Consider the following 24,541-nt stretch of genomic DNA (forward strand, 5'->3'; position numbering starts at 1 on the left):
AATATGCTCCGGATGAGCCGCATACGAATCGGTTTGCCGTGGTGGGCGCTCGGGGCCGCCGTCGTCTTCGCTGATTTCCTCACCAACCATTGGGTTCGCCTGGAGCTGGCGAAGAGCGCGGCGATTCCGCTGGCAAGCTTCTTCAATCTGGTGTCGGCGCGCAACTCAGGTGCCGCGTTCAGCATGTTTTCCGATGCTGGGAGCTGGTCGAGATATATCTTGATCGGCGTCGCATTGATGGTGGCGGCGCCCCTTGTCTGGCTGCTCACGATGCCGATGAAGCGTCTGGAGGGTCTCGCATATAGCCTTGTGCTCGGCGGCGCTGTCAGCAATGCGGTGGACCGCTGGGTCTATGGCCGCGTGACGGACTTCCTGGATTTCTATGCGGCAGACTGGCATTGGCCGGCCTTCAATGTTGCCGATATCGCAATCTGCTCAGGAGTAGCGAGCCTGATTGTGTCGACCTTCACGTCCGAATGGGACCGCCTGTGGTCTCCGGCGTGCAAGGAGCGATGAAACGGCTTTGCCCGAGGTCGCAACGTTGGTCAGCTTCAGGCCTCACGAGGCGCGGTGGGTGAAGGCTGCGTCATGACAGGCCTATCCCCAAGACAGTTGCGCATCCTTGACGCCCTGAGGCAAGATGGGCCTCTGAGCGTTCACGCCCTGGCCGAAAGCTTCGCTGTGACCGAACAGACCGTTCGACACGACGTGCACGTGCTCGAGGCCGAAGGACATCTTGTGCGCTTTCATGGTGGCGTGCGATTGCCGAGTCCGGATACCAAAAGCATTGATCAACGCAGGCTCATCAATAGCGATGCGCGTCGCCGCATTGCCCGGGCCGTCGCCATATCTGTGGAGAGCGGGCATTCGCTATTCCTGAGTCATGCACCGATGGTCATCGCAATCGCTCAAGCGTTAGTGCAGCACAGAGGTCTCCGCGTGGTCACCAACAACCTCCACGTTGCGACCACACTTTCATGCAACGCGGACTGCGAGCTGATTGTGACGCCGGGTCGAGTCCGGGGTGTGGACGGCGCGATCGTGGGCAACGCTGCCATCGATTTCATTGGTCAGTTCAAGGTCGATGTTTGTGTCATCGGCACTTTCGGCATAACCGACGGCACATTGGGCGGGCGCAGCAGTGAAGAGGTCGGCCTGACTCGCATGATCGTTGCGCACTCGCGCGCCGTTTGGCTGGCAGCAGAGTTCGGCAGTTTTTCACGCCCGGCTAGTCTTGAGCTCAGTGCTCTTAACGATTTCGATGTGATGTTCACCGATAGAGCACCTCCACCGTCCATCGAGCAGTTGATCGCAGGGCGCTGCGTCGTCGTAGCCTAAAGGCAAACTCCCGGCCAGTGATCCGCTGAAAGCCTGAATTTGTCATGGTCGATAAATGAACGAACTTACCGAACACATGAGGATCGGGGAACTGGCGAAGGCCTCAGCGACATCGGCGGAGACCATCCGCTTCTACGAGCGCAGGGGGTTGCTGTGCGAGTCAGCCCGGACCTCGGGAAATTTTCGTCTCTATTCCGGGGCGCACGTAGATCGCTTGAAGTTCATTCGGCTGTGCCGCCTCATGGACATGGGCTTGGATGACATCCGTGATCTGCTCGCCTCCAAAGCTTCGCCGCCCCTGCGACACAAATTAATGCGCCAGCAACTCGACAACCATCTCTCGACACTGGGCGAGCGCATCGAAGAGCTTGTCCAGTTGAAAAAGGAACTGCATGGAATGCGCCGGGTGGCAAGGTCCCAGCAATGCGAGATCCGGAGAGACGTAAGCGCAGGGAACTTGTCCGCAGAACGCCCGTGTGCGCACCCGGATCAGGGATGTTCGTCCCCAGCCATGTCACGAGCACTATCGCCCCGTTCACCAGGGGGTCGTCGTTGTTGAATATCGCCGATGCTTTGAAGTTGGCGTCGTGCCTGCGGTCGCGCTTCAGCAGGCGCAGACACACGATGTTCAGGCCTCCCGAATCGGTGAGCGCGGCCAGCTGTAGATCGGGTTGTCCTTCTAGAACTAGGCGGCCTCGAACAAGACGATCGCGATGCAAAGGAATTGCTGAGCCTGAGCGCCATCCTGAAGTCGATCATTGTGGTGCTTGTCATTGTTTTCCCGTTGTACGTCTGGCCCCGCTTCGGACTTCGCTCCGGGGGCGAAGTTCAGGTTGATGACGGTCCGTAGAACGCCGTTCGTGAGCAAGGATATGCCATGGCTTTGAACATCCTTGTTGCCCCGTCCGGCTTCAAGGAAAGCCTCGATGCTTGGGCTGTCGCCGAGGCGATCGCGACCGGCATCCACCGAGCCATGCCGGAAGCGCAGGTGCTGAAAGCCCCTCTGGTGGATGGCGGTGAGGGGTTCGTCAGAGCGCTGGTAGGGGTGACCGGTGGCACCACCCACCGGGTTGTCGTAACCGGTCCAATCGGCCTGCCCGTCGAGAGCTTCTTCGGCTTCCTTGGCGGCTCGGGACCGAAGACAGCCGTCATTGAGATCGCGGCTGCGGCTGGTCTCTCCCTCGTGCCCCGCGATCAGCGCGACCCGACCCGTACAACCAGCTTTGGTGTCGGTGAGCTGATCCGCGAAGCGCTCGACCATGGCGCCCAGCGGATCCTGATCGGCTGCGGCGATAGTGGCACCAATGATGGCGGCGCTGGAATGGCACAGGCGCTCGGCGTAGGCCTTCTCGATCGCGACGGCAATTCCATCGGCTTCGGCGGCGCTGAGCTTGGCCGGATCAGCCGTATCGACTTGTCTCAGCGGGACTCCCGTCTCAGTCATGTTGCAATCGATGCCGCCGTGAATTGGCATAATGTTCTTCTCGGGGCCCGGGGTGTGGCACGCCTGTTCGGTCCGCAGAAGGGCGCGAGTCCCGAGCAGGTCGCGGTCCTTGAGCAAGCACTCGAAGTCTACGCAGATCGCGTGCACGAGGCGACGGGGTGCGATATCTCGACCGCGCCCGGGGCTGGCGCGTCAGGCGGACTTGGCGCCGGGATTCGTGCATTCCTTGGCGGCAGGCTGCGTCCCCGGTATCAGGTCATCCTGCCCTTCCTGAACTTCGATGAGCTGCTCGCCAAAGTAGACCTCGTCATCACGGCAGAGGGGTCGCTGGACGGGCTGACGCCCGTCGGCAAAATTCCGACAGAGGTCGCTCGACGCGCGAAGGCGCACGGCCTACCCGTGGTGGCGCTCGCCGGCACTATTGGAAAGGGCTGCGCGGCCAACTTCAACCACGGCATTGACGCCTTCGCCAGCATCATAAAGCGGCCTTGCAGCCTCGACGAGGCGATCCGAGACGCTCAGAAGCTTCTCATATGTGCGACCGAAGACGCTGTTCGGATGATTCGGGTCGGGCTGGTGCTCGGGTTAAAGAAGTCAGCGAAATTGGGAGCCTCGTCCCCGTAGTTCCCCAGGGCGTTACGGCCGCAGCCCCGCCTTTACCCCGCGGCGCGCAACTCAGGTGCCGCGTTCAGCATGTTTTCCGGTGCTGGACGCTGCTCGAGATACATCTTGATCGGCGTCGCACTGATGGTGTCGGCAGCCCTTGTCTGGCTGCTCACGATGCCGGTGAGGCGTCTGGAGCCATGCTCTGACCTCCCTGAGCCTGACTAACAATTCCTGGATGACCCCGGTCGTTCCGGGCGCTAAACTGCATCGCAATGCTTCCCCGCCGCTCGCTCCACCGCTGCACCACCGCGTTTCTGATTGTGCTGTCGCTGCTGTTCTCCCAGCTGGCGTTGGCGAGCTATATTTGTGCTGGTATGTCTGACGCCGGAGCGATGGCCGAGATGTTGACGGCGGGTGAACCCTGCGAGGGAATGGATTCCGCTCAGCCGATGCTGTGCCGTCAGTACTCGGCCAACAAGTCGCTGTCATTCGAGCCGGTCAAGGTCGCAGCGCCATCGCTGCCCGCCGTCCTGCATGGCCTGGTGGTGCCAGTTGTCCATGTTTCCGATGGCCGCCATCTGCCTCCGCAGGGGCACCCCGACGAGCGGCCTCCGCCCGATCCCGTCTACCTTAAAACGCGCAGACTTCGAGTCTGAATCTCTGTCGACCTGAATCGGCGCTGGCGCGGCTTGTCCGGTTGCCAGCGAACGCCTCATTCGTCGTCGGAGAACCCATGTCCCCTCCCCTGATACGCACGCGCGGCAGCATTTGCCGCAGCCATGCTGCCCTTCCCTGTAGAGGCCGCCCCGCTGGCCACCGGGCCCCTCTGTTGACCGTAAAGGCCTTGTTCGCGCTGCTCGGTCAGGCCATCTACAGCGCCGCTTCCGCCCCCGACAGCCGCGACACCATGCCCAGTGGCCACTCGGAGTACGTCGGCGTTCTGGCGACGGCACGCTGGCCCGTATCGGGCCAGTACGGCCGGATCGGCCTGCGGCTCTTTGCCGGGGTGGTGGGCTTGCTGCGCATCGGACCGGGCGCGCGCTTCCCGGTCGTTATCGCCGGGTCTGCACCGGGCTGTGCCTGCGTTGCCATCGCGGGTCCACGGGCTCGCCCCCTTGCGCGGGGTCTGCCGCTCGCAGGAGCAACCCGGTGAAGGCCGGCTTCCAGGCTGCGCTGCGCGCGGCCGACGCGATCGACCGGGCCAACCGCCGGCTCGCCTTTGTCGTTCGCTGGGGCTTGCTGGCCAACGCACTGCTGATCGCCGGGAACGCGATCAGCCGCAAATTCTTCGGCATTGCCTCCTCCACCATGCAGGACGTACAGCCGCACTTCTTCGCGGCGGCGGTGCTCCTCATGGCCGCTTACACGTTCAAGCGCGATGAGCACGTGCGCATCGACGTGTTCTCGGGAATACTCGGGCCGCGCGGCATGGCGTGGCTGGATCTCGCCGGCATTGCCCTCGTGCTGCTGCCGCTGTGCGTCATCGCGGTATGGGTGACCTGGCCGGACTTCGTCACCTCGTTCGTGACCGGCGAAACCCGCGAGAGCCGCGAAAGCCTCAGCCGACTCCCGGCCTGGATCATGAAAGGCATGATCCCGCTCGGCTTCCTGAGTTTGGCCGCCCAAGGCGCAGCCGAGGCGGTGCGCTGCGTCGCATTCCTGGCGGGCGTCGCGCCGCGGCCCCTGGGAGTCGAGCATCCGGACCGTCGGGGATTCGCATGAGCCCGGATCTGCTCGCTCCCCTGATGTTCACGACACTGGTTGTCGTGCTGCTGGCCGGGTTCCCGGTGGCCTTCTCGCTGGCCGCAGTGGCGGCGGCATTCGGCGCCCTCGGAGTGGCGCTCGGGCAGTTCAACCCGTCCTTCCTGCTTGCCATGCCGCTGCGCCTGCAGGGCGTCTTCAACAGCGACAACTTCCTGGCGGTGCCGCTGGTCGTGCTCATGGGCTTGATCCTGGAGCGCACGGGCGTGGCCGAAGACATCCTGGTCGCATTGGGCCGCCTCTTCGGGCGCGCGCCGGGCGGACTGCTCTACGCGACGATCATCGTCGGCGCCGTGCTGTCAGCGATCACGGGTTTCGTGTCGGCGTCGATCATCGCCTTGGGCCTAATCTCGCTGCCGGCGATGCTCAAGGCGGGCTATGACGCGCGGCTGGCGACAGGATCGATCGCCGCCGCCGGCACTTTGGCACAGATGCTGCCCCCCAGCCTGGTGTTGATCGTGCTCGCCGAGCAATTGGAGGTGCCGCTGATCGAGGTCTTTCATGCCGCGCTGCTGCCAAGCGCGATCCTGGTCGGGCTTTATCTGCTCTTCGTGCTGGTCGTGACAGGACTGCGGCCTTCGCTCGCACCGCCGATCGCCTCCGCGGTCAATGCTTCCCGCAGGCAGGTGTGGCTCGAAGCGGCGGTCGCCGCAGGCGTACCCCTTGGCCTCATTCTGGCAATTCTCGCTTCGATCTACTTCGGGATCGCCACGCCTACGGGCGGCGGGGCCATCGGGGCCTGCGGTGCACTGGTGATTGGAGCATGGCGCAGGAGACTTGCCGGAGGCCGGCTCAGCCAGGCCCTGACCAGCACGGGCGTCCTGTGCTCCAGTGTCATCTTCCTGCTGCTCGGCGCCTCGTTCTTCACGCTTGTCTTCCGGGGATTCGACGGCCAAGTGTGGATCGAAGGCATCTTCAAGCACCTGCCGGAGGGACAGGCCCCGTTCCTGCTCACCGTGACGCTGGGTATTTTCCTGCTCGGCTTCTTCCTCGATTTCTTCGAGATCGCGTTCATTGTCGTCCCACTGATCGTGCCCGTTGCGCGCAAGCTCGGGGTCGACATGGTGTGGTTGACCGTGATGGTCGCGGTGATCCTGCAGACTTCGTTCATGCACCCCCCCTTCGGGATCGCGCTGTACAACCTGCGCAGCGTCGCGCCTGCCACGGTCCGCACGACGCAGATGTATGTGGGTGCAATTCCGTTCCTTGCGATCCAGTTGCTGATGGTCGGCCTCCTGGTCGCCTTCCCCGGGCTGGCGACCACGCAGCAGTTGCAGGTCCGGGCCACAGAGCAGGAAATCGAAAATGCGCTTCGGCCTGCTCCTGCCGAACCTTTGCCGGAGTCGGAACCCCATGAACTCGAAAAGAAGTAGATGAACCATCCCCCACGAAAAGCGCAGTGGTATGCACTCGCAATCGTCGCATCTGCAGGCGACCAAGCAGCCAAGAGCTACATCGACATGACGACGCCCTTGGGGTGGTCGCACGAGGTGACGTCCTTCTTCAATCTGGTCCACGTACTCAACCCCGGCGCGGCGTTCAGCTTCCTGGCCGGCGCGGGTGGCTGGCAACGATGGTTCTTCCTCGCGATCGCCCTCGGCGTCTCTGCATGGCTAGCGTGGCAGATTTCACGGCCACTGCGGCGAATGGAAGCCCTTTCTTACAGCCTCATCCTGGGCGGCGCCCTGGGCAATGCATTCGATCGCGCGGTGCGCGGGCATGTGATCGATTACCTGGATTTCCACGTCGGCGGCTGGCATTGGCCAGCATTCAACATTGCCGACATGGCCATCGTGGGCGGTGCGATTGCACTTGTTGTCCAGTCGCTGGTGAGCGTCGACGACCGCGCTGCAGCAAAAGAGTCCCGTTGAAGGGGGCAGCTTGGACGTTCGACATGAACACGGCGCACGACATCGATCTGAGAAAAGAAGTCCAAGGCATCCGAAGGGCCGCAGTCAGGGCGCTGATGCTGTCTGCGGCCGGCTTCGCGACGGGCTACACGCTGCTTCCCAAGCTCGTGAGCTTTCCCACGACCACCTTCGATGGGCTGGTCTTTACGTTGCGGGTCAACCTGTTCATCCTGCTGTGGGTCATGCTGGCGGTTGGCCTCGTCTCGCATGCCCGGCGGCAGTCCACGGCTGACATCCGCGGGGCCGCTTTCGGCGTGCCCAGCGATGCCATCAGGATCAAGAACGCGTTTCTGCAGAACACGCTCGAACAGGGCTTCATCGCCATATGCACGCACCTCGGCTTCGGCACGCTGTTCACCGGCCCCGCTTTATCGCTCGTCGTCGTGGCGGCGGCGCTGTTCGCGGTCGGGCGCATCACCTTCTACCGTGGGTACCCCCAAGGTGCGGCGGCACGGGCGTTCGGCATGGTCACCACCGCCATTCCCACCCTGGTCCTCCTGGCCCTGAGCATGGTGGCGCTGGCAAGTTCCGCAATCGCCCCGTGAACATCGAACTTCATCGTTCGCAGGAATCCCCAGGAAGCGCCATCTGCTCGGAGTACGCATGAGAAACGTCCGTAATCCTCTGGCAATCGCCATCGCAGTCGCAGTCGCAGTCGCACTGACACTTTCAGGTTGCCTGAAATCCTCAGCCGCGCCGCAGACCACTTTCATCCTGTTGGACGGTTCTTCGAGGACCGCTGCCGACCTCCAAGGCAAGGTGGTATTGATCAACTTCTGGGCAACCAGTTGCACCACCTGCGTCGCGCAGATGCCCAAGCTCGCCAGCACCTACGACAAGTTCCGTGGCCGCGGCTACGAAACCATCGCGGTGGCCATGAGCTACGACCGGCCAAGCGATGTGGTCAACTTAGCGCAAACGCGCAAGCTGCCTTTCCCAGTTGCCATCGACAATACCGGCGCGGTGGCCAAGGCATGGGGAGATGTCAAGCTCACCCCGATGACCTACCTCGTGAACAAGCGAGGGGAGATCGTCAAGCGCTTCGTGGGGCAGCTTGATTTCGTCCGACTTCATCAACTCATCGACCAGTTGCTCTCCGAAAGCTGAGCTGGCTTCACAATTTCTCACTTTCTATTTCTCACCATGATCAAGAGACGCGCTTTCTGCAGCCTCGCAATCCCGTTGACCCTCGCCGTACAAACCGCCGCGCATGCTCAGGAGCCCTTTGTCGAAGGCAGGCACTATGTGGAAGTTTCTCCACGCCAGCCAACCAAGGACCCGAAGCAAGTCGAGGTGCTGGAATTCTTCGCCTACAGCTGTTCCCACTGCAATGCGTTCGAGCCTGCACTCGAGGCGTGGCTCAAGAAGTTGCCCCCGGACGTCCTGTTCCGGCGGATCCCGGTTGCCTTTCGCGAGGACGTCGTGATCCATCAGCAACTTTACTTCACGCTGGAGGCGCTGGGACTTGTCGAGCAGCTGCATGGAAAGGTGTTTCACGCGATCCATGCTGAGCGACAGCGCCTCGCAACGGCCGCGGACATCGCCGCCTTCGCTGCAAAGAACGGCGCCGACGGCAAGCGCCTTGTGGAGACCATGGGCTCATTCGGGGTCGCCGGCAAGGTCAGGCAGGCGACGGCCCTGGCAGCCGGCTACAAGATCGAGGGCACGCCCTCGCTCGGCGTGAACGGCAGGTGGCTCACCTCGGGCTCTCTGGCCGGCTCCAACCCGCGCACGTTGCTCGTGGCCGAACACCTGATTGCACTGGCCAAGAAGGGGCCATGAGCGTCGGCTTCCCTTTTACAGAAACTCGAGTTCCGCTCAGCGGATCGCTAGCATGAACACCAAGACGCTCACCCTGACCCTCAATGAAGGCTATTTCGTCCGGAGAACCTGGTTCGACTGGTTCTTCGCACTGGCTGCACTCGCAGGCGGCGGGTACGCGCTCCTGCGGTATAGCGGCTACATGGACGTTTACGAGAAGGCGATCCTGATCTGCAGCATTCCCGCGGCCATCTGGATCGGCTGGTTCTGGAAGAACCTTCGCATCTTGATGCTGGCCGTGGCCAGCATCTCCGTCATGGCCGTGGTTTCGTATGGGGGCAGCCTCGAGCGTGCCGAGACCGCATTCTGGTTGAAGTACTTCTTCTCCAGCCAGTCGGCCATCCTCTGGATGAGTCTCCTGTTCTTCATGAGTACTGCTTTTTATTGGATCGGGATGCTCGCGGGGTCAGGCAGGGATGGGATGCAGCGCGTCGGGACCGGTTTGACCTGGGCCGCGATCGGCATGGGGCTGATTGGCAGCTTCGTTCGCTGGTACGAGAGCTACCTTATGGGACCCGATATCGGTCATATTCCGGTGAGCAACCTGTACGAGGTGTTCGTGTTGTTCTGCTGGTTGACCGCTGCTTTCTATCTGTACTTCGAGGACCAGTACGAGACACGAGCGATGGGCGCGTTCGTCATGCTGGTGGTCAGCGCCGCGGTAGGCTTCCTGCTTTGGTACACCCTTGTGCGTGAACAACACGAGATTCAGCCGCTCGTGCCTGCCCTGCAAAGTTGGTGGATGAAGGTCCATGTGCCCGCCAACTTCGTGGGATACGGCACCTTCGCACTGTCCGCAATGGTGGCGTTCGCCTACTTGGTCAAGCAGCGGGCCGCAGAAGCCAGGTGGTACAAGCTCGCTCCGCTGTGGCTGCTCGGTGTCGCACTGTGCTTCGAGCCCGTCGTGTTTCGGAGGGGGGATGGCGTTGGGGGGTATTGGGCGATCTATTTTGGCGTGTCGGCATTGGTCGTGGCTGGCATCCTCATGGGCCGCCAGCGCATCGCGCGCCAGCTACCCTCGTTGGAGGTGCTAGAGGACGTGATGTACAAATCCATTGCAGTGGGCTTCGCGTTTTTCACTGTCGCGACCGTGCTCGGCGCGCTCTGGGCTGCCGAGGCCTGGGGTGGCTACTGGAGTTGGGACCCGAAGGAAACCTGGGCGCTGATCGTCTGGCTCAACTACGCGGCCTGGCTGCATATGCGCTTGCTGAAGGGCCTGCGCGGCACCGTCGCGGCATGGTGGGCGCTGGTCGGTTTGGCGGTGACTTCGTTCGCGTTCCTCGGCGTGAACATGTTCTTGTCGGGTTTGCACAGCTACGGCTCGCTTTAGGAGGTTCCGGTGTGTCCAGTGGAGTGAGCAGTGGAGGTGGCGACCTGTGACTCCCAACGGTCCCGCGCAAGTTGCCCGCGGATTGTCGCAGTCCGCACCACAGCGGGTCGAATGATCTGGTGCAATAGTGCCTCGGTGCATCGGAGGCAAGCAGACCTTAGGTCACGCGTGGCATTCGAAAAGTGCCTTAAACGTTTCGTTTTATGAGGAGATCGCAATGAAACACCCTGGACCAGCCCTGATTCTTGCCATTAGCGCGCTCGTGAGTTCGGTGGCGCAGGCGCATGACATTGAGGGGGTCGTCGACAGGATCGATAGCAATGCGAGGAGCTTCGTCATTAAGAGCCAGACAATCTATGTCGACGCCAATACTAAGTACGATGACGGAATGACCCGCTTTGAGGACATCAAAGTCGGAGACCGGCTTGAGGTTGACGTTCATGAGAAAAGCGGTCGTAAAGTTGCACATGAGATCGACCGGGACGATTGATCCATGAACGTCCGCCAACGGCCTTCCCTGAGTACCTTGTTCACGGCCAGCGTCGGTCGATAAGAAGCGGGCGAGCGTGCGGAGCGACCCATTTGGTTGCAGCGTCGCAGCGCCAGGGTGACCGAGGCTGGGGTGGTTTCCCCGAACACTGAAAGGTCGCGCAGTACGCGAGGATCGCTGCGCGCAACCGGGCCGAGCGGTCGAACATCGCATGCGCCAGTCGGGCCCCCAGCAGGGCGCCGATGAGTTGGGCCGCCACATGCGGCAACAAGCTCGATGCGGGTAATTCACAGCGCCAGGCCATCATGGCGCTGACCGCGGGATTGAAGTGCGCGCCGGTACCGAACCGAACACCTCGATCAGGATGTACAGGCCGCCGACCTTGGCCAGGGCGTTGGCCAGCAAGGCCAACGCGACGTTGCCGCCGGCCAGGCGCTCGGCCCTGATGCCCGAGCCGATCACCACGGCCAGCAGCAGCGCCGTGCCCAGGACTTCCGCCCGAGACCCGAGAGTTGTAAGCGTGCGACCAAGGCCCTCTTGACGGGCCGTCTGCCCGTCAGCTGCTCATAGCTTGATCAGGGCGAGACGGTCGTTGACCTCGATGCTGTGATGCTGTCGAACGCTGCCGGGTCCCAGGTATCGGCACCGATCCACTGCGCCAGGTGCGCGTGCTCGGGGTGGTCCGGATCGGCCATGGCGCGCACGAAGTCCTCATACCCGCAGACGCCCCCGCAATCCTCGGGCGGCGTCGCGCCAGCCCCGCCGACGCAGAACGGAAGTTCCAGCAGCAGATCCCCGGCGAGCGTCTTGTCCACCGTGATGCGATGGTCCCAGTAGTCGCCGAAGTCGTAGACGTAGCTCAGCGTCGAGGACCGCAGCACCGTGGTCAGGCGCACATTGTCGCTGCTGACGGCTTCGGCGTCGTCGTACATCGGGTCGGGGCTGCCGAAGCGCTCGCCGTCACCGGCAATGAACTCATGCAGATGTCCTCCGCCCCAGCCGAAGGCGGCCCGGATCACCGAGTGAAGCTTGCGCAGCGTGATGGTCTGCGGCACCAGCACCCGGCGCCAGATCTTGGGCTTGGTACCGCGCAATTCGATACGCAGTTGCAGGATGGTGGTGGCAGCAGTTCTTTTGCGGGGCGTCGTGGTCGCCATGGTCATGCGGCTTGTCGTTGTTGCTCAGCGCATCGGCCGATGTTCCACGGCAGCAGTTCTTCGATGCGGTTGATGGGGTGCTCGGCGATGCGCTCGAACACGTCGCGCAAATACTTCTCGGGATCAAGCCCGTTGAGCTTGGCAGTCTCCACCAGACTGTAGATCCCCGCTGCACGCTTGCCTCCGCCGTCGGAGCCGAAGAGCAAGAAGTTCTTCCATCTAAGGCCGCCGCCGCGCAGCGCGCGTTCGGCCGCATTGTTACCCGGCATGCTTGACCCGCGCGCCGCTCGGCGCGCGGTCGATGCAACCGGCGGAGTATCGTCCGCGCACCGGGATAGGGGCGACGGGAGCATGTCTTTGCGGGCAGGCCGGCGTTAGACAATGAGCTGCGAGCTCGGGTTGTTATCTGGCTGCCCCTTCGATTCGCCCGGTTGCGCTGCGAGCGCGAATCCGTAGTTGTCGTGTTGCCCGCGAGCTTCCGCCGTGTTCTTGCACTACTGCAGGAGGTCGCCTATGAGAGTCATCGGACTGGACGTTCATCGAAGCTTCGCGCAGGTTGCGATCCTCGACCAGGGAGTCGTGAAGGACCACGGTCGTTTCACCATGGAGCGCGAAGCCGTGCTTGCCTTCGCCGACAGGGTGTTGACCAAGGAAGACGACATCGTCCTCGAGGCTACCGGCAACACTGCCGTCATCGTTCGCCTCTTGGCGCCATTCGTGCATCGCGTGGTCATTGCCAATCCGCTTCAGGTGCGAGCAATCGCCTGGGCCAAGGTCAAGACCGACAAGATCGATGCCGCAACGCTCGCGCGCCTGCACGCCGCGCAGTTCCTGCCCGAGGTGTGGATGCCTCCCGAGGACGTCGAGCTGCAGCGGCGCGTGATCGCCGAGCGCACACAGCTCGTATCGCAGATGACGCGCTTGAAGAACCGCATCCACTCCATCCTGCACGCCAACCTGATGCCGCGCGAGACCGGGCGCATCTTCAGCAAGAGCGGACGCGCACGGCTCGAAGCGCTGCCGCTGCCTGTCGACCAGATGCGAATGGCGCTGCGCCATCACGACGAGCTCGGCCGTCTGGCAGCCGAGCTCGCGGTCATCGATCGAGATCTCGCCCAGCGAGCGCTGGACGATCCGAACGTTCGGCGCCTCATGACCATCGGCGGTATCAATGCGATCGTGGCTGCAAGTGTGCTGGCCGCCATCGGCGACATCACGCGCTTTGCAAGCCCCGAGAAGTTGGTCAGCTACCTCGGACTGAATCCTTCGGTGCACCAATCGGGCGATCATCCGGCGTTCCATGGGCACATCACCCACCGGGGTCGCGGCCATGCGCGCGGCATGCTCGTGGAAGCCGCGTGGTCTCTCGCTCCGAGCCCGGGTCCGCTGAGTGCATTCTTCCATCGCATCAGCCTGAAGCGAGGCAAGCAGGTTGCCGCGGTGGCGACAGCCCGCAAGCTAACCGTTCTCGTCTGGCACATGCTCACGAAGAGCCAGGACTACGCTTGGACCCGACCTGCATTGCTCCAATACAAGCTGCGGGCGCTGGAGCTGACCGCCGGTCGCGCATCGCGGCGCGGCGGAAACAAGCCAGGTCCCGCTCGCGACTACAGCCTCAAGACTGTGCGCGATCAGGAGCGTGCTTGGCTTGCCAAGGCCGAACACGAGTACCGACACTTCGTCGCTGCGTGGCGAGAGCGGCCACCTGCCAAGACAAGGCCTGCTTAGCAGGAGGGGGACTGCTGAGACTCTTGTCGAAAGCATCCGTGTCGATCTCGATGTGCCCGTCGTCACAGTAGCGCGTCAGCGCCTGCCAGTGCGTGAGCGTGTAGCCAATGGCTCGCGCCAGTTCTGACTTGGCCGACACACGCCCGACCATGTCTCTGAGCCAGTCGTGCAGATCCTTCAGCAACGGTGCCGCACGCGCTTGCCGCTGTCGTTGTCGTTCCTCGGGGAGTTGGCCGCGGATGTCGCTCTCGATCGCATACAACGCGGCGATGCGATGCAGCCCCTGCTCGACCACGGATCCCGGGGCGAACTTGTTGTCCTCGTGCACCTCCCAGTAGTACCTCCTCGCGTGCGCGCAACAGGCCGCGTGCTGGACACGGCCGCTGTTGTAGACGCCCTCGTAGCCCGAGTAGGCGTCAGCCTGCAGGATGCCGCGGTAGCGCTTGAGGTGTTCGCGCGGGTGCTTGCCCTGGCGGTCCGGCGAGTAGCGGAACCACACCGCCGGTGGGTCGTGGCTGCCGCAGGGACGGTCATCACGCACGTACACCCACAGCCGATTGGCCGCCACCTTGCCGAGTGCGACTGCCGACTGGACGCCTTGTCGGACGCGCGCAGCCGCACCCCGGTGGACATCAGCAAGCAGCCGCGCTCGGCAGCAAGGCCCGAACGGAGCACGACATCCGCCAGCGGCTGGCGACTGGACCTGGGCGGGCGCGGACCTCACGCGCATCAATGGCCTGGGGGTGACAGTGGTGACGAAGCTGTGAAATCGGCCCGAATGTCAGCCGCTTTGCAGCGTCAAGCACTTTTGCCCCTGGCGGGGGTTGTGTCCGGGCATCAAGATCAGCGGCGGCAAGGTGCTGTCCTCTCGGGCACCAAGCGCTCGGCCAAGGCAGCCGCATGAGAACGGCTGTCGTCAGTTCCGCTTCTTGAGAGAGCTCATGAGCAGTCCGCATCTGCGGAAAGTTCGGCGATTGTCGACGTTCTTTTCCACAACCGCTCCCCCATGAGCTTCATGCCGCCATCGCAACGCTGATGTCAGGATGCGCCACGACTGTGCCGCACGGCAGGGAAACTAAACCCCGTCAGTCAAAAAGATCCTTCAAGAACCCACGACGCTTCTGCGGGTGGTTCCCATATTTTCCGCGATCGTCACAGTCGCCGCGCGAAACCTGGCCGTAGCCGGGCTGAATCGCCCCCGCCCCTGCAGAGCCGGTCTCGCCCATGGACCGCTCAACAATCTTGTCGAGCTCACCCCGGTCGAGCCAGACCCCCCGGCAATTCGGGCAGTAGTCGATCTCAATTCCTTGGCGCGCGGTCATGACCAGCACTGATTCCACACAGGTGGGACATTTCATTTGGATATCTCCGGAAGAGTACGAGTATTTGAAACCCTCTAGCCGCTTGAGTGTCAACCATTCCCCGCGAATCCATGAGGCCTCGTCCGCCTTGATGAGGTTTCGCGAACAGACATCCTCGAAAACCACAAGATGGGATGACCTCGGTTTCGGTGCAGTTCGTAGCGGCTTGAGATGCGTGTAAACCTTCGGCGGATCACTTCACCTTGGTGACGACGTAGTCCTTGCCCTCCTGGGTGAACTCGACTTCGACCTGTTTGCCCTCGGCGAGCTTCTCCCACAACGCCTTGTCCTTGACGAGGAACTTCATGGTCATGGGCGGCCAGTTCAGGCTGGCAATCGGTCCGTGCACCAGCACGACGCTGCCGGCTGGTCGGCGACTTTCACCGTGTCCTTGGCCTCGTGGACGGCAGCCTTTCCGGTTGTCGGCTTCTTGCTCATGTCCAGGTGCGGCACCGCGCCACACGCACCGGGCAGCGCATCGACCTGTCGGCCAAGGAATTCCCCTTGCTGATACTGCTAGCCCCGCGCGAGGTCGTGTCGCGCACGCAGATCGCCTCGCTGATCTGGGACATCCGCTTCGACTCGGACACCAACGTGGTGGAGGTGGCCATCCGCAGGCTGCGGGCCAAGATCGACGATCCCTTCCCTGACACAAGCTGATCCACACTGTACGGGGTGTCGGCTACGTGCTGGAGCGCCGACCGGCGCCATAGTTGCATGAATCGGGGAACCTCTCCTTCACGCATGTCCCTTGCGCTGAGAATCGCGCTCGCCAGTGCGCTCTTCGGCCTGGTCGTCGCGGGAGGAGTGGCGGCTCTCGGCTATCTGGCCCTGACGCAGCAGCTGGACGAGCGCTCGGCCAGCGAACTCCTCGGCAGACGCGACTTGCTCGCGCATCTCTGGCAGAAGTCCCCAGCCAAGGTGCGGTCGCACAGGACCGCCACCGCTTCGAAGACCTTCTGATCGGTCATGACGACCTGCACCTGGCGTTGGCCGATGTGCAGACCGACGCGGTGGTCGGCGAGTTCTCTCCATTGGGCGGGCAGTCCGTCCTGGCTCTCGCCGAAATGGCCGATGGTCCTTCAATCATCCTTGAGTGGCGAGGTCCGCGGCAGGAGCGCTTCAGCGAGATCCGGGGCATCACGCAAATTGCCGGTCGCCGACCCATCCGTTGCAACAACTCGCTGGACCGGCGACATGACAGCCGCCTCTTGGCCGGGTTCCTGCGAGCCACTGCCGTTGGACTAGCTTCCGTGCTCCTACTCGTGGCCGCAGGTGCTTGGGTGATCGCGCGCACCAGCCTGGGGCCGTTGCGGAGGTTTCACCGCCTCGCCTCGACGATCGGCGCGGACTCTCTGGATGCGCGCGTGAGCTTGGCTGGCTTGCCGAGCGAACTGGCGGCGCTCGCGCGATCTGAATGCTATGCTGGAACGCATCGACCTTGGGTACCGCAGGCTCCAGGACTTCTCCGCAGATCTCGCACACGAGATGAGGACTCCGGTGGCGACGCTCCTGGGTCGCACGCAGGTGGCCTTTCGCGCTCGCGAAGCGAGAATGAATTGCGCGAGGCGCAGGAGGGGAATGCCGAAGAGTTGGAGCGGTTGTCGCGCCTGATCGCCGACATGCTGTTCATCGCGAGTGCGGACGCCAGTGAGTCGCCGCTGCACAAGGAATTGGTTCATCTCAACGTGGGAAGACTGGATGCGCCAAGTCGACCAGGTGCTTGCCGACACGCAGCTCGTGCAGCTGGTCTACGAGGTGCTGGCGCGCCGCTGGACGCACAGCCTCACGCGCGGGCGCAAGGGCACGCCCGCAGAGGTGGTGCTGCGACTGCTGCTGCTCAAGCACATGCGCAACTGGAGTTACGCCGTCCTTGAGCGCGAGGGGCCAATCTCGTACCGCCAATTCACCCGCGTCGGAGCGGGCAAGGTCCCTGACGCGAAGACCTTGGGCAAGCTGGGGGTGGCGTTGGGGCCGGACGTGGTCGAGCGGACCCATCGGCGTGTAGTGGCCATCGCTCAGGAGCCCAAGATCGTCCAGGGCCGGCGCATGCGCGTGGACACCACCGTCCGTGGAGACCAACATCCACTACCCGACGGACGGCTCGCTGCTGGGCGACGGCGTGCGCGTACTCACGCGCACCATGAAGAAGATCGAACGGCTGACCGCGGCGGGCGCGAAGCTGCGCGATCGCATGAGGAGCACGCGGCGCCGTCTGGTGCGCATCGGCCGCGCCAGCCGCAGCTTCCGCACCGATCAGGGCAAGGAGCGGCTGCGCCAGTGCTACGCGCGGCTGCTGACCATAACCAGCCGGTCAGTCCGCCAGGCCAAGCGCTTCGTGCGCGAGGTGCAAACGGCATCAAGGCCGGCACGTGCGCTATCACGCAGGCGGCCATCGAAGCGCACGGCGACTATCTCCAGACGACGATCCCGCGGGTGCAGCAGGTAATGCGCCAAACGAGGTAACGCCGGTTCCAGGGAAAAAACGCGTGCGCCCGGCAAGCTCGTCAGCCTGTTCGAGCCCCATATGGAGATCATCCGCAAGGGCAAGGCCTCCAAGCCCACCGAGTTCGGCAAGATGATGAAGATCCAGGAGGCCGAGCAGCAGATTCGTCACGCATTACGAGGTTTACGACGAACGGCCCAGCGACACCGACTTGCTGGTCCCGGCGATCCGATGTAGCGAGTGCGCGCGCTATCGGTTGCCGTCAGGCGCGCCCGTCCGCCCGCGCGGTGGAACCGGGTTCACAGCGCGCCGCAGCTCTGCAGGCCGACGGGAACATTCCCGCCGGAAAGCGAGCATGGTAGCGGCGGTCGCATCGCGCTGGTGCACGGCCTGCAGCAGCAGCGCTTCCCCCTGTGGAATGAGATCAAGCATGGCCAACTCCTCGGCGCCATCGGCCGAGGTGCGCTCTGCGCTGATGCCTCGCGATTCGCTGATACCAGCACAACACGCAGGGCTGCAGCTGCATCACCTCGGTGAAGAAGAGGCTCCCCAGAGTGGCAGCTGGCTGGACAGCGATGCCAGAGACAGCAGGTCCACGCCGGGCGAGGCAGGTCCTGCGCAGACGCAGATAGGCCGATCGCTTGCGCGGTGTTCAGGACGACTCCTTGAGATAAGACTGGATCAGTTCGACCGCAGGCCTTTCGTCCCAGGCCGCGGCGCCAGAGAGCCGACCGATCTCGCGCCCCTGGGCGTCGATCAGCAACGTCGTGGGAACCGTGGTCACTCCCAGTGTGCTCATTGCCTGCCCCTCGGTATCCGCATACGCCTGGAGCGTGGTGGCCTTGATCTGCCGCAGGAAAGCATCCGCCTTGGCTGGCGAATCAAGCGCCAGCGCCACCACGGCGAATTTGTCGCCGCCTACACGCGCGTTCAGGCGGTCCAGGGCGGGCATTTCTTCCCGGCATGGCGGGCACCAGGTCGCCCACACGTTCAGGAGGATCGTCCGGCCGCGGAAGTCGCCCAAGCTGGCCGGCCTGCCGGCGGTGTCGGAGAACCTCAAGTCGGGGAGAGCACGCGGCTTCGCCCAGCGCTGGAACTTCTGGCCGCTCAGCTCAACGATCTGGGCGGCAGCTCGCGGATCATCTTTGCCTGCCCCGGCTTGCTCCGGCACACTGCCGTCGATTGCCTCGCGGGCGATAAAACCCAGGGCGGCGAACACCACCAACGCGGCTGCAACAGCGGAAATTCTCAAGATCCAGGACATGGCACGACCAACGATTGGACAACCTCTAGCCGGTGGAGAGTCAACGGCACGGGGTAATCCCTTGGCGATGCGCTGCCCAATGTCACCGTCGTGGACGTTCCGGGCGAACATCGGTGGTCCGCCACGCCGGTGGCGAACCAAGGAGAAGAACGAGGATGAGTGATTTCGACGTAGTGATCATCGGCGGCGGCCCGGGCGGCTACCAGGCCGCCATCCGAGGTGCCCAGTTGGGGATGCGCATCGCTTGTGTGGAGAACCGCCCGCGGCTCGGCGGCACCTGCTTGAACGTGGGCTGCATTCCCTCCAAAGCGTTGCTGGAATCTTCCGAGCGCTACTTGGAGGCACGCACGGCCTTCGGCAAGCATGGCATTGCCTTCAGCGGCCTAACGGTCGACCTGTCGAAGCTGCTCGCGCACAAGGACGACGTGGTCGACGAACTGGGACGCGGCATCGACTTCCTGTTCGTCAAGCACAAGATCACCCGGCTGCTCGGCCAGGGTCGCCTGGACGGTCCAGGCCGGGTCGTCGTGCGTGAAGAATCGGGCGCAGAGCAGACCATCACGGCCCGGCAGATCGTGATCGCGACTGGATCCAAAGCCAGTGTCGTGCCCGGCGTTCAGATGGACGAAGCGCGCGTCGTCTCGTCCACTGGTGCCCTGAGCTTTCCGAAGATCCCGGAACACCTTGTGGTGATCGGTGGCGGCTACATTGGCCTTGAACTGGGTTCGGTCTGGCATCGACTCGGGTCCAAGGTCACTGTCGTGGAGTATTTGGATCGCATCACTCCGGGCGTGGACACCGAGATGGCCACGCAGTTGCACAAGATCCTGCACAAGGCCGGCTTCGATTTCATGCTTTCCACCAAGGTGATCGGCGTACGGCAGGCGGGAGCAGTACTGGTCGACGTGGCGCCGGTCGATGCAGGAGAGCCCACGCGCGAGCCGCTCGCGTGCGACGCCGTGTTGGTGAGCGTCGGTCGCAAGCCGAACACCGAGGGCTTAGCATTGGAGTCCGCCAATCTCAAAACCGACGCCAAAGGATTCATTGCGGTGAACCCGAAGACGTTCGCCACGGCAACTCCTGGGATCTACGCCATCGGGGACGTAATCGGAGGGGCTATGCTGGCGCACAAGGCGTCCGAGGAAGGAATCGCACTCATGGAGATGTTGGCGGGCCAGCAGTCGCACGTGAACTACAACGCCATTCCTTCGGTGATCTACACAGCGCCAGAAGTGGCGTCGGTCGGGCAGACCGAAGAGGCGCTCAAGAAGGCAGGCGTTCCATACAAGGCCGGAAGGTTCCCATTCAGCGCCAGCGCACGCGCCAAGGCCAAGGCGCACACCACCGGACTCGTGAAGGTGCTGGCCCACGCGGCTACGGACGAGATCCTGGGCGTCCACATCATCGGTCCGGAGGCCGGATCACTGATTCACGAGGCGGTGGTTGCCATTGAATTCAAGGCATCTTCGGAGGATATCGCGCGATGCTGCCACGCGCATCCGACCCTGCCAGAGGCCTTGCGCGAGGCGGCGCTCGCGGTGGAAGGGCGCGCCCTTCACGTCTGACCGGATCTCAAGCACCACGACGCTCCTGCGAACGACCCCAGTGTGGTCTTCGTCGTTCGTTGAGCAAGGCACTGTCTCCTCGAGAGCACGCCCACGATGATCGCCGAAAACGAACCAGAGCTTCTGCGATGAACAATCCGACCTCCAATACACCGCTTCTGCCTTTTCTGAGAGTGCTAGTCTGGGATGCTCCAGTACGCGTCTGCTATGCGCTCATGGTTGCGTGCTTCACGGGCGCTTATTTGACGGCTGGGCAGGAAGAGTGGCGAATAGTCCATGCGACGTCGGGATACACCTTGGGTGGGCTCGCGATCTTTCGCATTATCTGGGGCTTCGCAGGCACGCGCTACGCGAGGTTTTCGAGCTTCCTGAGAGGACCCGGCGCGATCGCGAACCAACTGCGGCAACTTCCGTATGGATGGGCGAAGCGTCACATAGGTCACAGCCCCGTTGGGGCCTTGTTGATCATCGGCGTGTTGATGTTGTCGCTGGTCGCAGGCGCCTCCGGCTGGGCAAGCTCTGGCACCCCCGCGGCCGACTGGTTGGAACAATTCCACACAACCGCGGCGAACGTGTTACTTGCGGTCGCTGGCTTACACATCGCCACAGTGGCTTTCGGAAGCTGGCGTGCGGGCGAAAATCCGGTGCTGTCAATGATCCGCGGTAGCAAGCTCGGCTCAGCCGACGAGTCTATTCAGAACGCGCGGGGCGGCGTGGCTTTGCTCTTGGTAGCAGCGGTTCTCGGCTTCTGGTGGTATCAATTGGAGAGTGCTGGCGCTGCCACCTCTGCACCTGAACAACGCACACCCGTCACCGAAGTCCATCGTGGGCAGGACGGCGACAAGCCGTGATCAGCGCCAAGCGGCACATTCTCATGAACTGTGGCACGAAGGTAAGCGTGCGACCGAGGCCCTCTTGAATGCGACGTACTGTATGAAGACGATCGTGTGATCGTGCTCGCCGAAGGATGGTGTGCACTTCACGCAACAGGTGCACACCATGTCTTCGCAAGACACACCCTCGAAGTCGACGCGCCGTAAGTACACGGCCACCTTCAAGCGCGAACTCGTCGAGCGTTGCCTGCGGCCCGACGCCTCGGTGTCGGGAATCGCGCTGGAGAGCGGGATCAATGCCAACGTGCTATTCCGCTGGCGGCGCGAACATGTGCGGGGTACCACGCGTGCCAAGGTTCATGATGCTGCACAGGCCGTGCTGGTGCCGGTGAACGTGGCAGCTGAGGTGGCGCAGGCCGTGCCGGAAGCGACGCCGGCAACCCCGTCGAAGCCCGTGGGCATCATCGAGATTGACATCGGCGGCGCGCGCGTTCGCCTGCACGGCCAGGTTGATGAGTCCAACGTGCGCTGCGTGTTGCGCACGTTGCGAGGGCTGTCGTGATCGGGATGCCGGCCAACACGCGCGTATGGCTTGCAGCGGGCCATACCGACATGCGCCGCGGCTTCGATGGCCTGGCGGCGATGGTGCAGACGGTGCTGGCGGCCAACCCATTCTGCGGGCACGTGTTCGTCTTCCGTGGCCGCCGCGGGGACATCTTGAAGTGCCTGTGGTTCGATGGCCAAGGCCTATGCCTGCTCACGAAGCGATTAGAGAGGGGCCGCTTCGTCTGGCCGCAGGCCGACAGCGGCGCGGTGTCGCTGACGCCTGCGCAGTTGTCGATGCTGCTGGAGGGCATTGATTGGCGTATGCCGCAACGCACCTGGCAGCCCGACGCGCTGCGCGTGCCGCAGATCGCGGCGTGAGTACTGGATAAGAATCCCTCGGGTGCACCCCTGATAGCGCTGCGCACGAGGTGGCGGGCACAGTGGTGCTCGTGCCCAATTCCGCCACCATCCCGCTGACCGTCGATGAGCTGCTGCGCATCGTCGCCGAGCGAGACGTCGAGGTGGCATTGCTGAAGCTCACTGTCGACAAGCTCAAGCTGCAGCTCGCGCGCCGAGCCCGCGAGCAATACGGCACCTCCAGCGAACAACTTGGCGCACAGCTCACGCTCGTCCCCGCGGCGCCACCGCAGCCGGCACCGACGGCCGAGCCGCCGAAGAACAAGCAGCGGCGCAAGGCCGGGCGCAAACCGCGCGAGTTGCCTGCACACCTGCCGCGTGAGACTCAGGTGCACTACCCCAAGGGACATGGTGGCGACGCGCCGTGCGCATGCAGCGAATGTGGCGGCAAGCTGCGCCAGCTCGGCGAAGACGTCTCGGAGCAGTTGGAGTACGTGCCTGGGCGCTTCAAGGTCATCCGTCATGTGCGGCCCAAGCTGGCGTGCATGGGCTGCCAGGGCATCTTCCAGGCCGCTGCGCCCAGTCGTCCGATCCAGCGGGGGCTGCCCGGGCCGGCGCTGCTGGCGCACGTCTTCGTCGGCAAATATTGCGACCATGCGCCGCTGTACCGCCAGAGCCGCATCTACGCGCGCGACGGCGTGGAGATCGATCGCTCGACGATGACAGGCTGGGTCGATGGCGGCCATCAACTGCTGGACCCGCTGGTGGCGGCGGCAGGTCGCTACGTGCTGGCCGCTGGCAAGGTCCACGCCGACGACACGCCCGTGCCAGTGCTCGATCCCGGCCGCGGGCGGACCAAGACGGGGCGGCTGTGGGTGTACGTGCGCGATGACCGCCCCTGCGGCAGCCACGACCCACCGGCGGTGTGGTTCCGCTACTCGCCAGACCGCCAGGGCAAGCACCCGCGCGAACACCTGAAGCGCTACCGCGGCATCCTGCAAGCTGACGCCTACTCGGGCTATGAGGGCGTCTACAACAGCGGCCGTGTGCAGCACGCGGCCTGTTGGGCGCACGCGAGGAGGTACTACTGGGAAGTGCACGAGGACAACAAGTTTGCCCCGGGATCCGTGGCCGAACAGGCGCTGCATCGCATTGCCGAGTTGTATGAGGTCGAGAGCGACATCCGAGGCCAACTTCCCGAGGAACGACAACGACAGCGGCAAGCGCGTGCAGCGCCGTTGCTGAAGGATCTGCACGACTGGCTCAGAGACATGGTCAGGCGTGTGTCGGCCAAGTCTGAACTGGCGCGAGCCATTGGCTACACGCTCACGCACTGGCAGGCGCTGACGCGCTACTGCGACGACGGGCACATCGAGATCGACAACAATGCGGCCGAACGCGCGCTGCGCGGCGTCGGCCTTGGAAGGAAGAACTTCTTGTTCTTCGGCTCCGACGGCGGAGGTGAGCGTGCCGCAGGGATCTATGGCCTGGTGGAGTCGGCAAAACTCAACGGACTCGATCCCGAGAAGTATTTGCGCGACGTGTTCGAGCGCATCGCCGAGCACCCCATCAACCGCATCGAAGAACTGCTGCCGTGGAACATCGGCCGATGCGCAGAGCAACAACTACAAGCCGCATGACCATGGCGACCAAGACAACTCGCAAACGCACCGCCACTACCATCCTGCAACTGCGTATCGAATTGCGCGGTACCAAGCCCAAGATCTGGCGCCGGGTGCTAGTGCCGCAGACCATCACGCTGCGCAAGCTGCATTCGGTGATCCGGGCCGCCTTCGGGTGGAGCGGAGGACATCTGCACGAGTTCATCGCCGGTGACGGCGAGCGCTTCGGCAGCCCCGACCCGATGTACGACGACGCCGAGGCCGTCAGCAGCGACAACGTGCGCCTGACCACGGTGCTGCGGTCCTCGACGCTGAGCTATGTCTACGACTTCGGCGACTACTGGGACCACCGCATCACGGTGGACAAGACTCTCGCCGGGGATCCCCTGCTGGAGCTTCCGTTCTGCGTCGGCGGGGCTGGCGCAACGCCGCCCGAAGATTGCGGGGGCGTCTCCGGGTACGAGGACTTCGTACGCGCCATGGCCGATCCGGACCACCCCGAACACGCGCACCTGGCGGAGTGGATCGGTGCCGATACATGGGACCCGGCAGCGCTCGACAGCATCGAGGTCAATGACCGTCTTGCCCTGATCAAGCTATGAGCAGCTGACGGCCCGTCAAGAGGGCCTCGAGCGCACGCTTACGCACGAAGTACGGACCCGAGTACGTCAATCCCTCTATGCCATGGTGCGCCGCCATTTGAGCGGCCATTTCCGCTTCGTCTGCCTGATGACGGACGATGCCCGCGGCATTCACCATGCGGTGGACGCCTGTCCATCCCTTCACTCGACCTGCCCGCGGGTATTCCCGAGCGCGGCTGGACCAAGCTGGTAACGATCCGCCGGACGCGCTCCCGGGCAGGCGCAATCGGCGCTGGCGCTTCATCCGCCCTGCGGGATGGGTGGCCAAGCACTGGAAGGTGTAAGCCGCAATGAGGGACACGCCGAAGCTACGCACGCTCG

31 protein-coding genes and 5 pseudogenes are annotated in these 24,541 nt (G+C 63.5%); 28 read left to right on the forward strand and 8 right to left on the reverse strand.

Annotated elements, in window-relative coordinates:
• Nucleotides 1–12 precede the first annotated feature (12 nt).
• The 14 genes from lspA (A8M77_RS27390) to A8M77_RS27455 all read left to right on the forward strand — a co-directional run bounded on the left by lspA (A8M77_RS27390) (nt 13) and on the right by A8M77_RS27455 (nt 10,700).
• Nucleotides 13–516: a signal peptidase II gene (lspA, locus tag A8M77_RS27390; RefSeq protein WP_158101003.1), complete on the forward strand. Its 504-nt coding sequence runs from the start codon at nt 13–15 to the stop codon at nt 514–516.
• A gap of 72 nt (nt 517–588) precedes the next feature.
• Complete coding sequence (locus A8M77_RS27395; RefSeq protein ID WP_086924627.1) at nt 589–1,338, forward strand: DeoR/GlpR family DNA-binding transcription regulator; 750 nt, start codon at nt 589–591, stop codon at nt 1,336–1,338.
• A gap of 76 nt (nt 1,339–1,414) precedes the next feature.
• Nucleotides 1,415–1,897, forward strand: coding sequence for a MerR family transcriptional regulator (locus tag A8M77_RS37490; protein WP_443272756.1), 483 nt, complete (start codon nt 1,415–1,417; stop codon nt 1,895–1,897).
• A 318-nt stretch (nt 1,898–2,215) separates the two neighbouring features.
• A complete protein-coding gene (locus tag A8M77_RS27410) occupies nt 2,216–3,406 on the forward strand; it encodes a glycerate kinase family protein (RefSeq protein ID WP_086924629.1) in 1,191 nt (396 codons plus the stop codon).
• Between the two features lie 254 nt (nt 3,407–3,660).
• Nucleotides 3,661–4,044 carry a hypothetical protein gene (locus tag A8M77_RS27415; protein WP_086924630.1) on the forward strand — a complete coding sequence of 128 codons (384 nt, stop codon included), beginning with the start codon at nt 3,661–3,663 and terminating at the stop codon, nt 4,042–4,044.
• 188 nt (nt 4,045–4,232) lie between these two features.
• Complete coding sequence (locus tag A8M77_RS36235) at nt 4,233–4,541, forward strand: hypothetical protein (RefSeq protein WP_158101004.1); 309 nt, start codon at nt 4,233–4,235, stop codon at nt 4,539–4,541.
• On the forward strand, nt 4,538–5,110 hold the full coding sequence (locus A8M77_RS27420; RefSeq protein WP_158101005.1) for a TRAP transporter small permease subunit: 573 nt from the start codon (nt 4,538–4,540) through the stop codon (nt 5,108–5,110). The genes A8M77_RS36235 and A8M77_RS27420 overlap by 4 nt, the downstream gene beginning before the upstream one ends.
• Nucleotides 5,107–6,522, forward strand: coding sequence for a TRAP transporter large permease (locus A8M77_RS27425; protein ID WP_086924632.1), 1,416 nt, complete (start codon nt 5,107–5,109; stop codon nt 6,520–6,522). Before A8M77_RS27420 ends, A8M77_RS27425 begins: the two co-directional genes overlap by 4 nt.
• Nucleotides 6,523–7,020: a signal peptidase II gene (gene lspA / locus A8M77_RS27430; protein ID WP_086924633.1), complete on the forward strand. Its 498-nt coding sequence runs from the start codon at nt 6,523–6,525 to the stop codon at nt 7,018–7,020. It begins immediately after the preceding gene.
• A gap of 23 nt (nt 7,021–7,043) precedes the next feature.
• Nucleotides 7,044–7,604, forward strand: a complete 561-nt coding sequence (locus tag A8M77_RS27435) for an MAPEG family protein (protein ID WP_143694774.1) — start codon at nt 7,044–7,046, stop codon at nt 7,602–7,604.
• Nucleotides 7,605–7,662: 58 nt separating this feature from the next.
• Nucleotides 7,663–8,166 (forward strand): peroxiredoxin family protein, encoded by a 504-nt coding sequence (locus A8M77_RS27440; protein ID WP_086924635.1) that lies wholly within the window; start codon nt 7,663–7,665, stop codon nt 8,164–8,166.
• 75 nt (nt 8,167–8,241) lie between these two features.
• Nucleotides 8,242–8,841 carry a thiol:disulfide interchange protein DsbA/DsbL gene (locus A8M77_RS27445; protein ID WP_238136988.1) on the forward strand — a complete coding sequence of 200 codons (600 nt, stop codon included), beginning with the start codon at nt 8,242–8,244 and terminating at the stop codon, nt 8,839–8,841.
• Nucleotides 8,842–8,893: 52 nt separating this feature from the next.
• A complete protein-coding gene (ccsB, locus tag A8M77_RS27450) occupies nt 8,894–10,210 on the forward strand; it encodes a c-type cytochrome biogenesis protein CcsB (protein WP_086924637.1) in 1,317 nt (438 codons plus the stop codon).
• Nucleotides 10,211–10,427: 217 nt separating this feature from the next.
• On the forward strand, nt 10,428–10,700 hold the full coding sequence (locus A8M77_RS27455; protein ID WP_086924638.1) for a DUF5666 domain-containing protein: 273 nt from the start codon (nt 10,428–10,430) through the stop codon (nt 10,698–10,700).
• 199 nt (nt 10,701–10,899) lie between these two features.
• Here A8M77_RS27455 and A8M77_RS27460 read toward each other — a convergent pair.
• From A8M77_RS27460 to A8M77_RS27470, 3 genes and pseudogenes are all read right to left on the reverse strand, one after another.
• A pseudogene (locus A8M77_RS27460) lies at nt 10,900–11,189 on the reverse strand (aquaporin); the annotation flags it as partial.
• An 86-nt stretch (nt 11,190–11,275) separates the two neighbouring features.
• Nucleotides 11,276–11,863, reverse strand: coding sequence for a plasmid pRiA4b ORF-3 family protein (locus tag A8M77_RS27465; protein ID WP_192871689.1), 588 nt, complete (start codon nt 11,861–11,863; stop codon nt 11,276–11,278).
• Nucleotides 11,860–12,117 (reverse strand): annotated as a pseudogene (locus A8M77_RS27470) (transposase domain-containing protein); the annotation flags it as partial. The gene A8M77_RS27465 and the pseudogene A8M77_RS27470, both read right to left, overlap by 4 nt.
• A gap of 268 nt (nt 12,118–12,385) precedes the next feature.
• Between A8M77_RS27470 and A8M77_RS27475 the strand changes: the two are divergent.
• On the forward strand, nt 12,386–13,585 hold the full coding sequence (locus A8M77_RS27475; protein ID WP_086924660.1) for an IS110 family transposase: 1,200 nt from the start codon (nt 12,386–12,388) through the stop codon (nt 13,583–13,585).
• Here A8M77_RS27475 and A8M77_RS27480 read toward each other — a convergent pair.
• The gene (locus A8M77_RS27480) at nt 13,473–14,153 is read right to left on the reverse strand and encodes an IS66 family transposase (protein ID WP_158101006.1); all 681 of its coding nucleotides are present in this window, start codon (nt 14,151–14,153) and stop codon (nt 13,473–13,475) included. The two genes, A8M77_RS27475 and A8M77_RS27480, sit on opposite strands and share 113 nt — an antisense overlap.
• On the opposite strand from A8M77_RS27480, the pseudogene A8M77_RS37495 reads away from it, so the two are divergent.
• Nucleotides 14,142–14,457 (forward strand): annotated as a pseudogene (locus A8M77_RS37495) (transposase); the annotation flags it as partial. The gene A8M77_RS27480 and the pseudogene A8M77_RS37495 overlap by 12 nt on opposite strands.
• A 213-nt stretch (nt 14,458–14,670) precedes the next feature.
• Here the strand turns inward: A8M77_RS37495 and A8M77_RS27485 are convergent.
• Both A8M77_RS27485 and A8M77_RS37500 read right to left on the reverse strand, forming a co-directional pair.
• Nucleotides 14,671–14,943 (reverse strand): TFIIB-type zinc ribbon-containing protein, encoded by a 273-nt coding sequence (locus tag A8M77_RS27485; RefSeq protein ID WP_086924640.1) that lies wholly within the window; start codon nt 14,941–14,943, stop codon nt 14,671–14,673.
• Nucleotides 14,944–15,139: 196 nt separating this feature from the next.
• Nucleotides 15,140–15,409, reverse strand: coding sequence for a copper-binding protein (locus A8M77_RS37500; RefSeq protein WP_443272740.1), 270 nt, complete (start codon nt 15,407–15,409; stop codon nt 15,140–15,142).
• Here A8M77_RS37500 and A8M77_RS27495 point away from each other — a divergent pair.
• The 5 genes and pseudogenes from A8M77_RS27495 to A8M77_RS37510 form a co-directional block, all read left to right on the forward strand.
• Nucleotides 15,391–15,659: pseudogene (locus A8M77_RS27495) on the forward strand (winged helix-turn-helix domain-containing protein); the annotation flags it as partial. The gene A8M77_RS37500 and the pseudogene A8M77_RS27495 overlap by 19 nt on opposite strands.
• A gap of 31 nt (nt 15,660–15,690) precedes the next feature.
• Nucleotides 15,691–15,909 (forward strand): hypothetical protein, encoded by a 219-nt coding sequence (locus A8M77_RS27500; RefSeq protein ID WP_086924641.1) that lies wholly within the window; start codon nt 15,691–15,693, stop codon nt 15,907–15,909.
• Nucleotides 15,910–16,368: 459 nt separating this feature from the next.
• Nucleotides 16,369–16,560 (forward strand): histidine kinase dimerization/phospho-acceptor domain-containing protein, encoded by a 192-nt coding sequence (locus tag A8M77_RS37505; RefSeq protein ID WP_443272743.1) that lies wholly within the window; start codon nt 16,369–16,371, stop codon nt 16,558–16,560.
• Nucleotides 16,561–16,647: 87 nt separating this feature from the next.
• Nucleotides 16,648–17,412 (forward strand): hypothetical protein, encoded by a 765-nt coding sequence (locus tag A8M77_RS36245; RefSeq protein ID WP_158101008.1) that lies wholly within the window; start codon nt 16,648–16,650, stop codon nt 17,410–17,412.
• A gap of 61 nt (nt 17,413–17,473) precedes the next feature.
• Nucleotides 17,474–17,629: a hypothetical protein gene (locus tag A8M77_RS37510; RefSeq protein ID WP_158101009.1), complete on the forward strand. Its 156-nt coding sequence runs from the start codon at nt 17,474–17,476 to the stop codon at nt 17,627–17,629.
• A 187-nt stretch (nt 17,630–17,816) separates the two neighbouring features.
• On the opposite strand, the gene A8M77_RS37285 is transcribed toward A8M77_RS37510, so the two are convergent.
• On the reverse strand, nt 17,817–18,020 hold the full coding sequence (locus tag A8M77_RS37285) for a disulfide bond formation protein B (protein ID WP_086924644.1): 204 nt from the start codon (nt 18,018–18,020) through the stop codon (nt 17,817–17,819).
• A 24-nt stretch (nt 18,021–18,044) separates the two neighbouring features.
• A complete protein-coding gene (locus A8M77_RS27520) occupies nt 18,045–18,656 on the reverse strand; it encodes a TlpA family protein disulfide reductase (protein ID WP_158101010.1) in 612 nt (203 codons plus the stop codon).
• A gap of 155 nt (nt 18,657–18,811) precedes the next feature.
• On the opposite strand from A8M77_RS27520, the gene lpdA reads away from it, so the two are divergent.
• The 7 genes and pseudogenes from lpdA to A8M77_RS37000 form a co-directional block, all read left to right on the forward strand.
• Nucleotides 18,812–20,221, forward strand: a complete 1,410-nt coding sequence (gene lpdA / locus A8M77_RS27525) for a dihydrolipoyl dehydrogenase (RefSeq protein WP_086924646.1) — start codon at nt 18,812–18,814, stop codon at nt 20,219–20,221.
• Between the two features lie 128 nt (nt 20,222–20,349).
• Nucleotides 20,350–21,072: a cytochrome b/b6 domain-containing protein gene (locus tag A8M77_RS27530; RefSeq protein ID WP_158101011.1), complete on the forward strand. Its 723-nt coding sequence runs from the start codon at nt 20,350–20,352 to the stop codon at nt 21,070–21,072.
• Between the two features lie 148 nt (nt 21,073–21,220).
• Entirely contained in the window at nt 21,221–21,616 is a 396-nt protein-coding gene (tnpA, locus tag A8M77_RS27535; protein ID WP_143694776.1) for an IS66-like element accessory protein TnpA, read from the forward strand.
• A gap of 5 nt (nt 21,617–21,621) precedes the next feature.
• A complete protein-coding gene (tnpB, locus tag A8M77_RS27540) occupies nt 21,622–21,978 on the forward strand; it encodes an IS66 family insertion sequence element accessory protein TnpB (protein WP_443272760.1) in 357 nt (118 codons plus the stop codon).
• A gap of 71 nt (nt 21,979–22,049) precedes the next feature.
• Nucleotides 22,050–23,597 (forward strand): IS66 family transposase, encoded by a 1,548-nt coding sequence (tnpC, locus tag A8M77_RS27545; RefSeq protein ID WP_143694777.1) that lies wholly within the window; start codon nt 22,050–22,052, stop codon nt 23,595–23,597.
• Nucleotides 23,594–24,181, forward strand: coding sequence for a plasmid pRiA4b ORF-3 family protein (locus A8M77_RS27550; protein ID WP_202820667.1), 588 nt, complete (start codon nt 23,594–23,596; stop codon nt 24,179–24,181). The genes tnpC and A8M77_RS27550 overlap by 4 nt, the downstream gene beginning before the upstream one ends.
• Before the next feature lie 44 nt (nt 24,182–24,225).
• Nucleotides 24,226–24,415, forward strand: a pseudogene (locus A8M77_RS37000) (glycosyltransferase); the annotation flags it as partial.
• Nucleotides 24,416–24,541 lie beyond the last annotated feature (126 nt).

The sequence above is a fragment of the Variovorax sp. JS1663 genome, assembly GCF_002157355.1.
Classification (GTDB): domain Bacteria; phylum Pseudomonadota; class Gammaproteobacteria; order Burkholderiales; family Burkholderiaceae_C; genus Variovorax.

Excerpts from the sequence above, each read along its gene's own strand:
- A8M77_RS27520 (WP_158101010.1), bottom strand. The coding sequence starts at position 18,656 with ATGTCCTGGATCTTGAGAATTTCCGCTGTTGCAGCCGCGTTGGTGGTG.
- A8M77_RS27485 (WP_086924640.1), bottom strand. The coding sequence starts at position 14,943 with ATGAAATGTCCCACCTGTGTGGAATCAGTGCTGGTCATGACCGCGCGC.
- A8M77_RS27415 (WP_086924630.1), top strand. The coding sequence starts at position 3,661 with ATGCTTCCCCGCCGCTCGCTCCACCGCTGCACCACCGCGTTTCTGATT.
- A8M77_RS27465 (WP_192871689.1), bottom strand. The coding sequence starts at position 11,863 with ATGACCATGGCGACCACGACGCCCCGCAAAAGAACTGCTGCCACCACC.
- lpdA (WP_086924646.1), top strand. The coding sequence starts at position 18,812 with ATGAGTGATTTCGACGTAGTGATCATCGGCGGCGGCCCGGGCGGCTAC.
- A8M77_RS27435 (WP_143694774.1), top strand. The coding sequence starts at position 7,044 with ATGAACACGGCGCACGACATCGATCTGAGAAAAGAAGTCCAAGGCATC.
- A8M77_RS27395 (WP_086924627.1), top strand. The coding sequence starts at position 589 with ATGACAGGCCTATCCCCAAGACAGTTGCGCATCCTTGACGCCCTGAGG.
- A8M77_RS27550 (WP_202820667.1), top strand. The coding sequence starts at position 23,594 with ATGACCATGGCGACCAAGACAACTCGCAAACGCACCGCCACTACCATC.
- A8M77_RS37490 (WP_443272756.1), top strand. The coding sequence starts at position 1,415 with ATGAGGATCGGGGAACTGGCGAAGGCCTCAGCGACATCGGCGGAGACC.
- A8M77_RS27455 (WP_086924638.1), top strand. The coding sequence starts at position 10,428 with ATGAAACACCCTGGACCAGCCCTGATTCTTGCCATTAGCGCGCTCGTG.
- A8M77_RS36245 (WP_158101008.1), top strand. The coding sequence starts at position 16,648 with ATGCGCCAAGTCGACCAGGTGCTTGCCGACACGCAGCTCGTGCAGCTG.
- lspA (WP_086924633.1), top strand. The coding sequence starts at position 6,523 with ATGAACCATCCCCCACGAAAAGCGCAGTGGTATGCACTCGCAATCGTC.
- tnpB (WP_443272760.1), top strand. The coding sequence starts at position 21,622 with ATGCCGGCCAACACGCGCGTATGGCTTGCAGCGGGCCATACCGACATG.
- ccsB (WP_086924637.1), top strand. The coding sequence starts at position 8,894 with ATGAACACCAAGACGCTCACCCTGACCCTCAATGAAGGCTATTTCGTC.
- A8M77_RS37505 (WP_443272743.1), top strand. The coding sequence starts at position 16,369 with ATGCTGGAACGCATCGACCTTGGGTACCGCAGGCTCCAGGACTTCTCC.
- A8M77_RS27500 (WP_086924641.1), top strand. The coding sequence starts at position 15,691 with ATGTCCCTTGCGCTGAGAATCGCGCTCGCCAGTGCGCTCTTCGGCCTG.
- A8M77_RS27410 (WP_086924629.1), top strand. The coding sequence starts at position 2,216 with ATGGCTTTGAACATCCTTGTTGCCCCGTCCGGCTTCAAGGAAAGCCTC.
- A8M77_RS27440 (WP_086924635.1), top strand. The coding sequence starts at position 7,663 with ATGAGAAACGTCCGTAATCCTCTGGCAATCGCCATCGCAGTCGCAGTC.
- A8M77_RS27530 (WP_158101011.1), top strand. The coding sequence starts at position 20,350 with ATGAACAATCCGACCTCCAATACACCGCTTCTGCCTTTTCTGAGAGTG.
- A8M77_RS27425 (WP_086924632.1), top strand. The coding sequence starts at position 5,107 with ATGAGCCCGGATCTGCTCGCTCCCCTGATGTTCACGACACTGGTTGTC.
- lspA (WP_158101003.1), top strand. The coding sequence starts at position 13 with ATGAGCCGCATACGAATCGGTTTGCCGTGGTGGGCGCTCGGGGCCGCC.
- tnpA (WP_143694776.1), top strand. The coding sequence starts at position 21,221 with ATGTCTTCGCAAGACACACCCTCGAAGTCGACGCGCCGTAAGTACACG.
- A8M77_RS37510 (WP_158101009.1), top strand. The coding sequence starts at position 17,474 with ATGGAGATCATCCGCAAGGGCAAGGCCTCCAAGCCCACCGAGTTCGGC.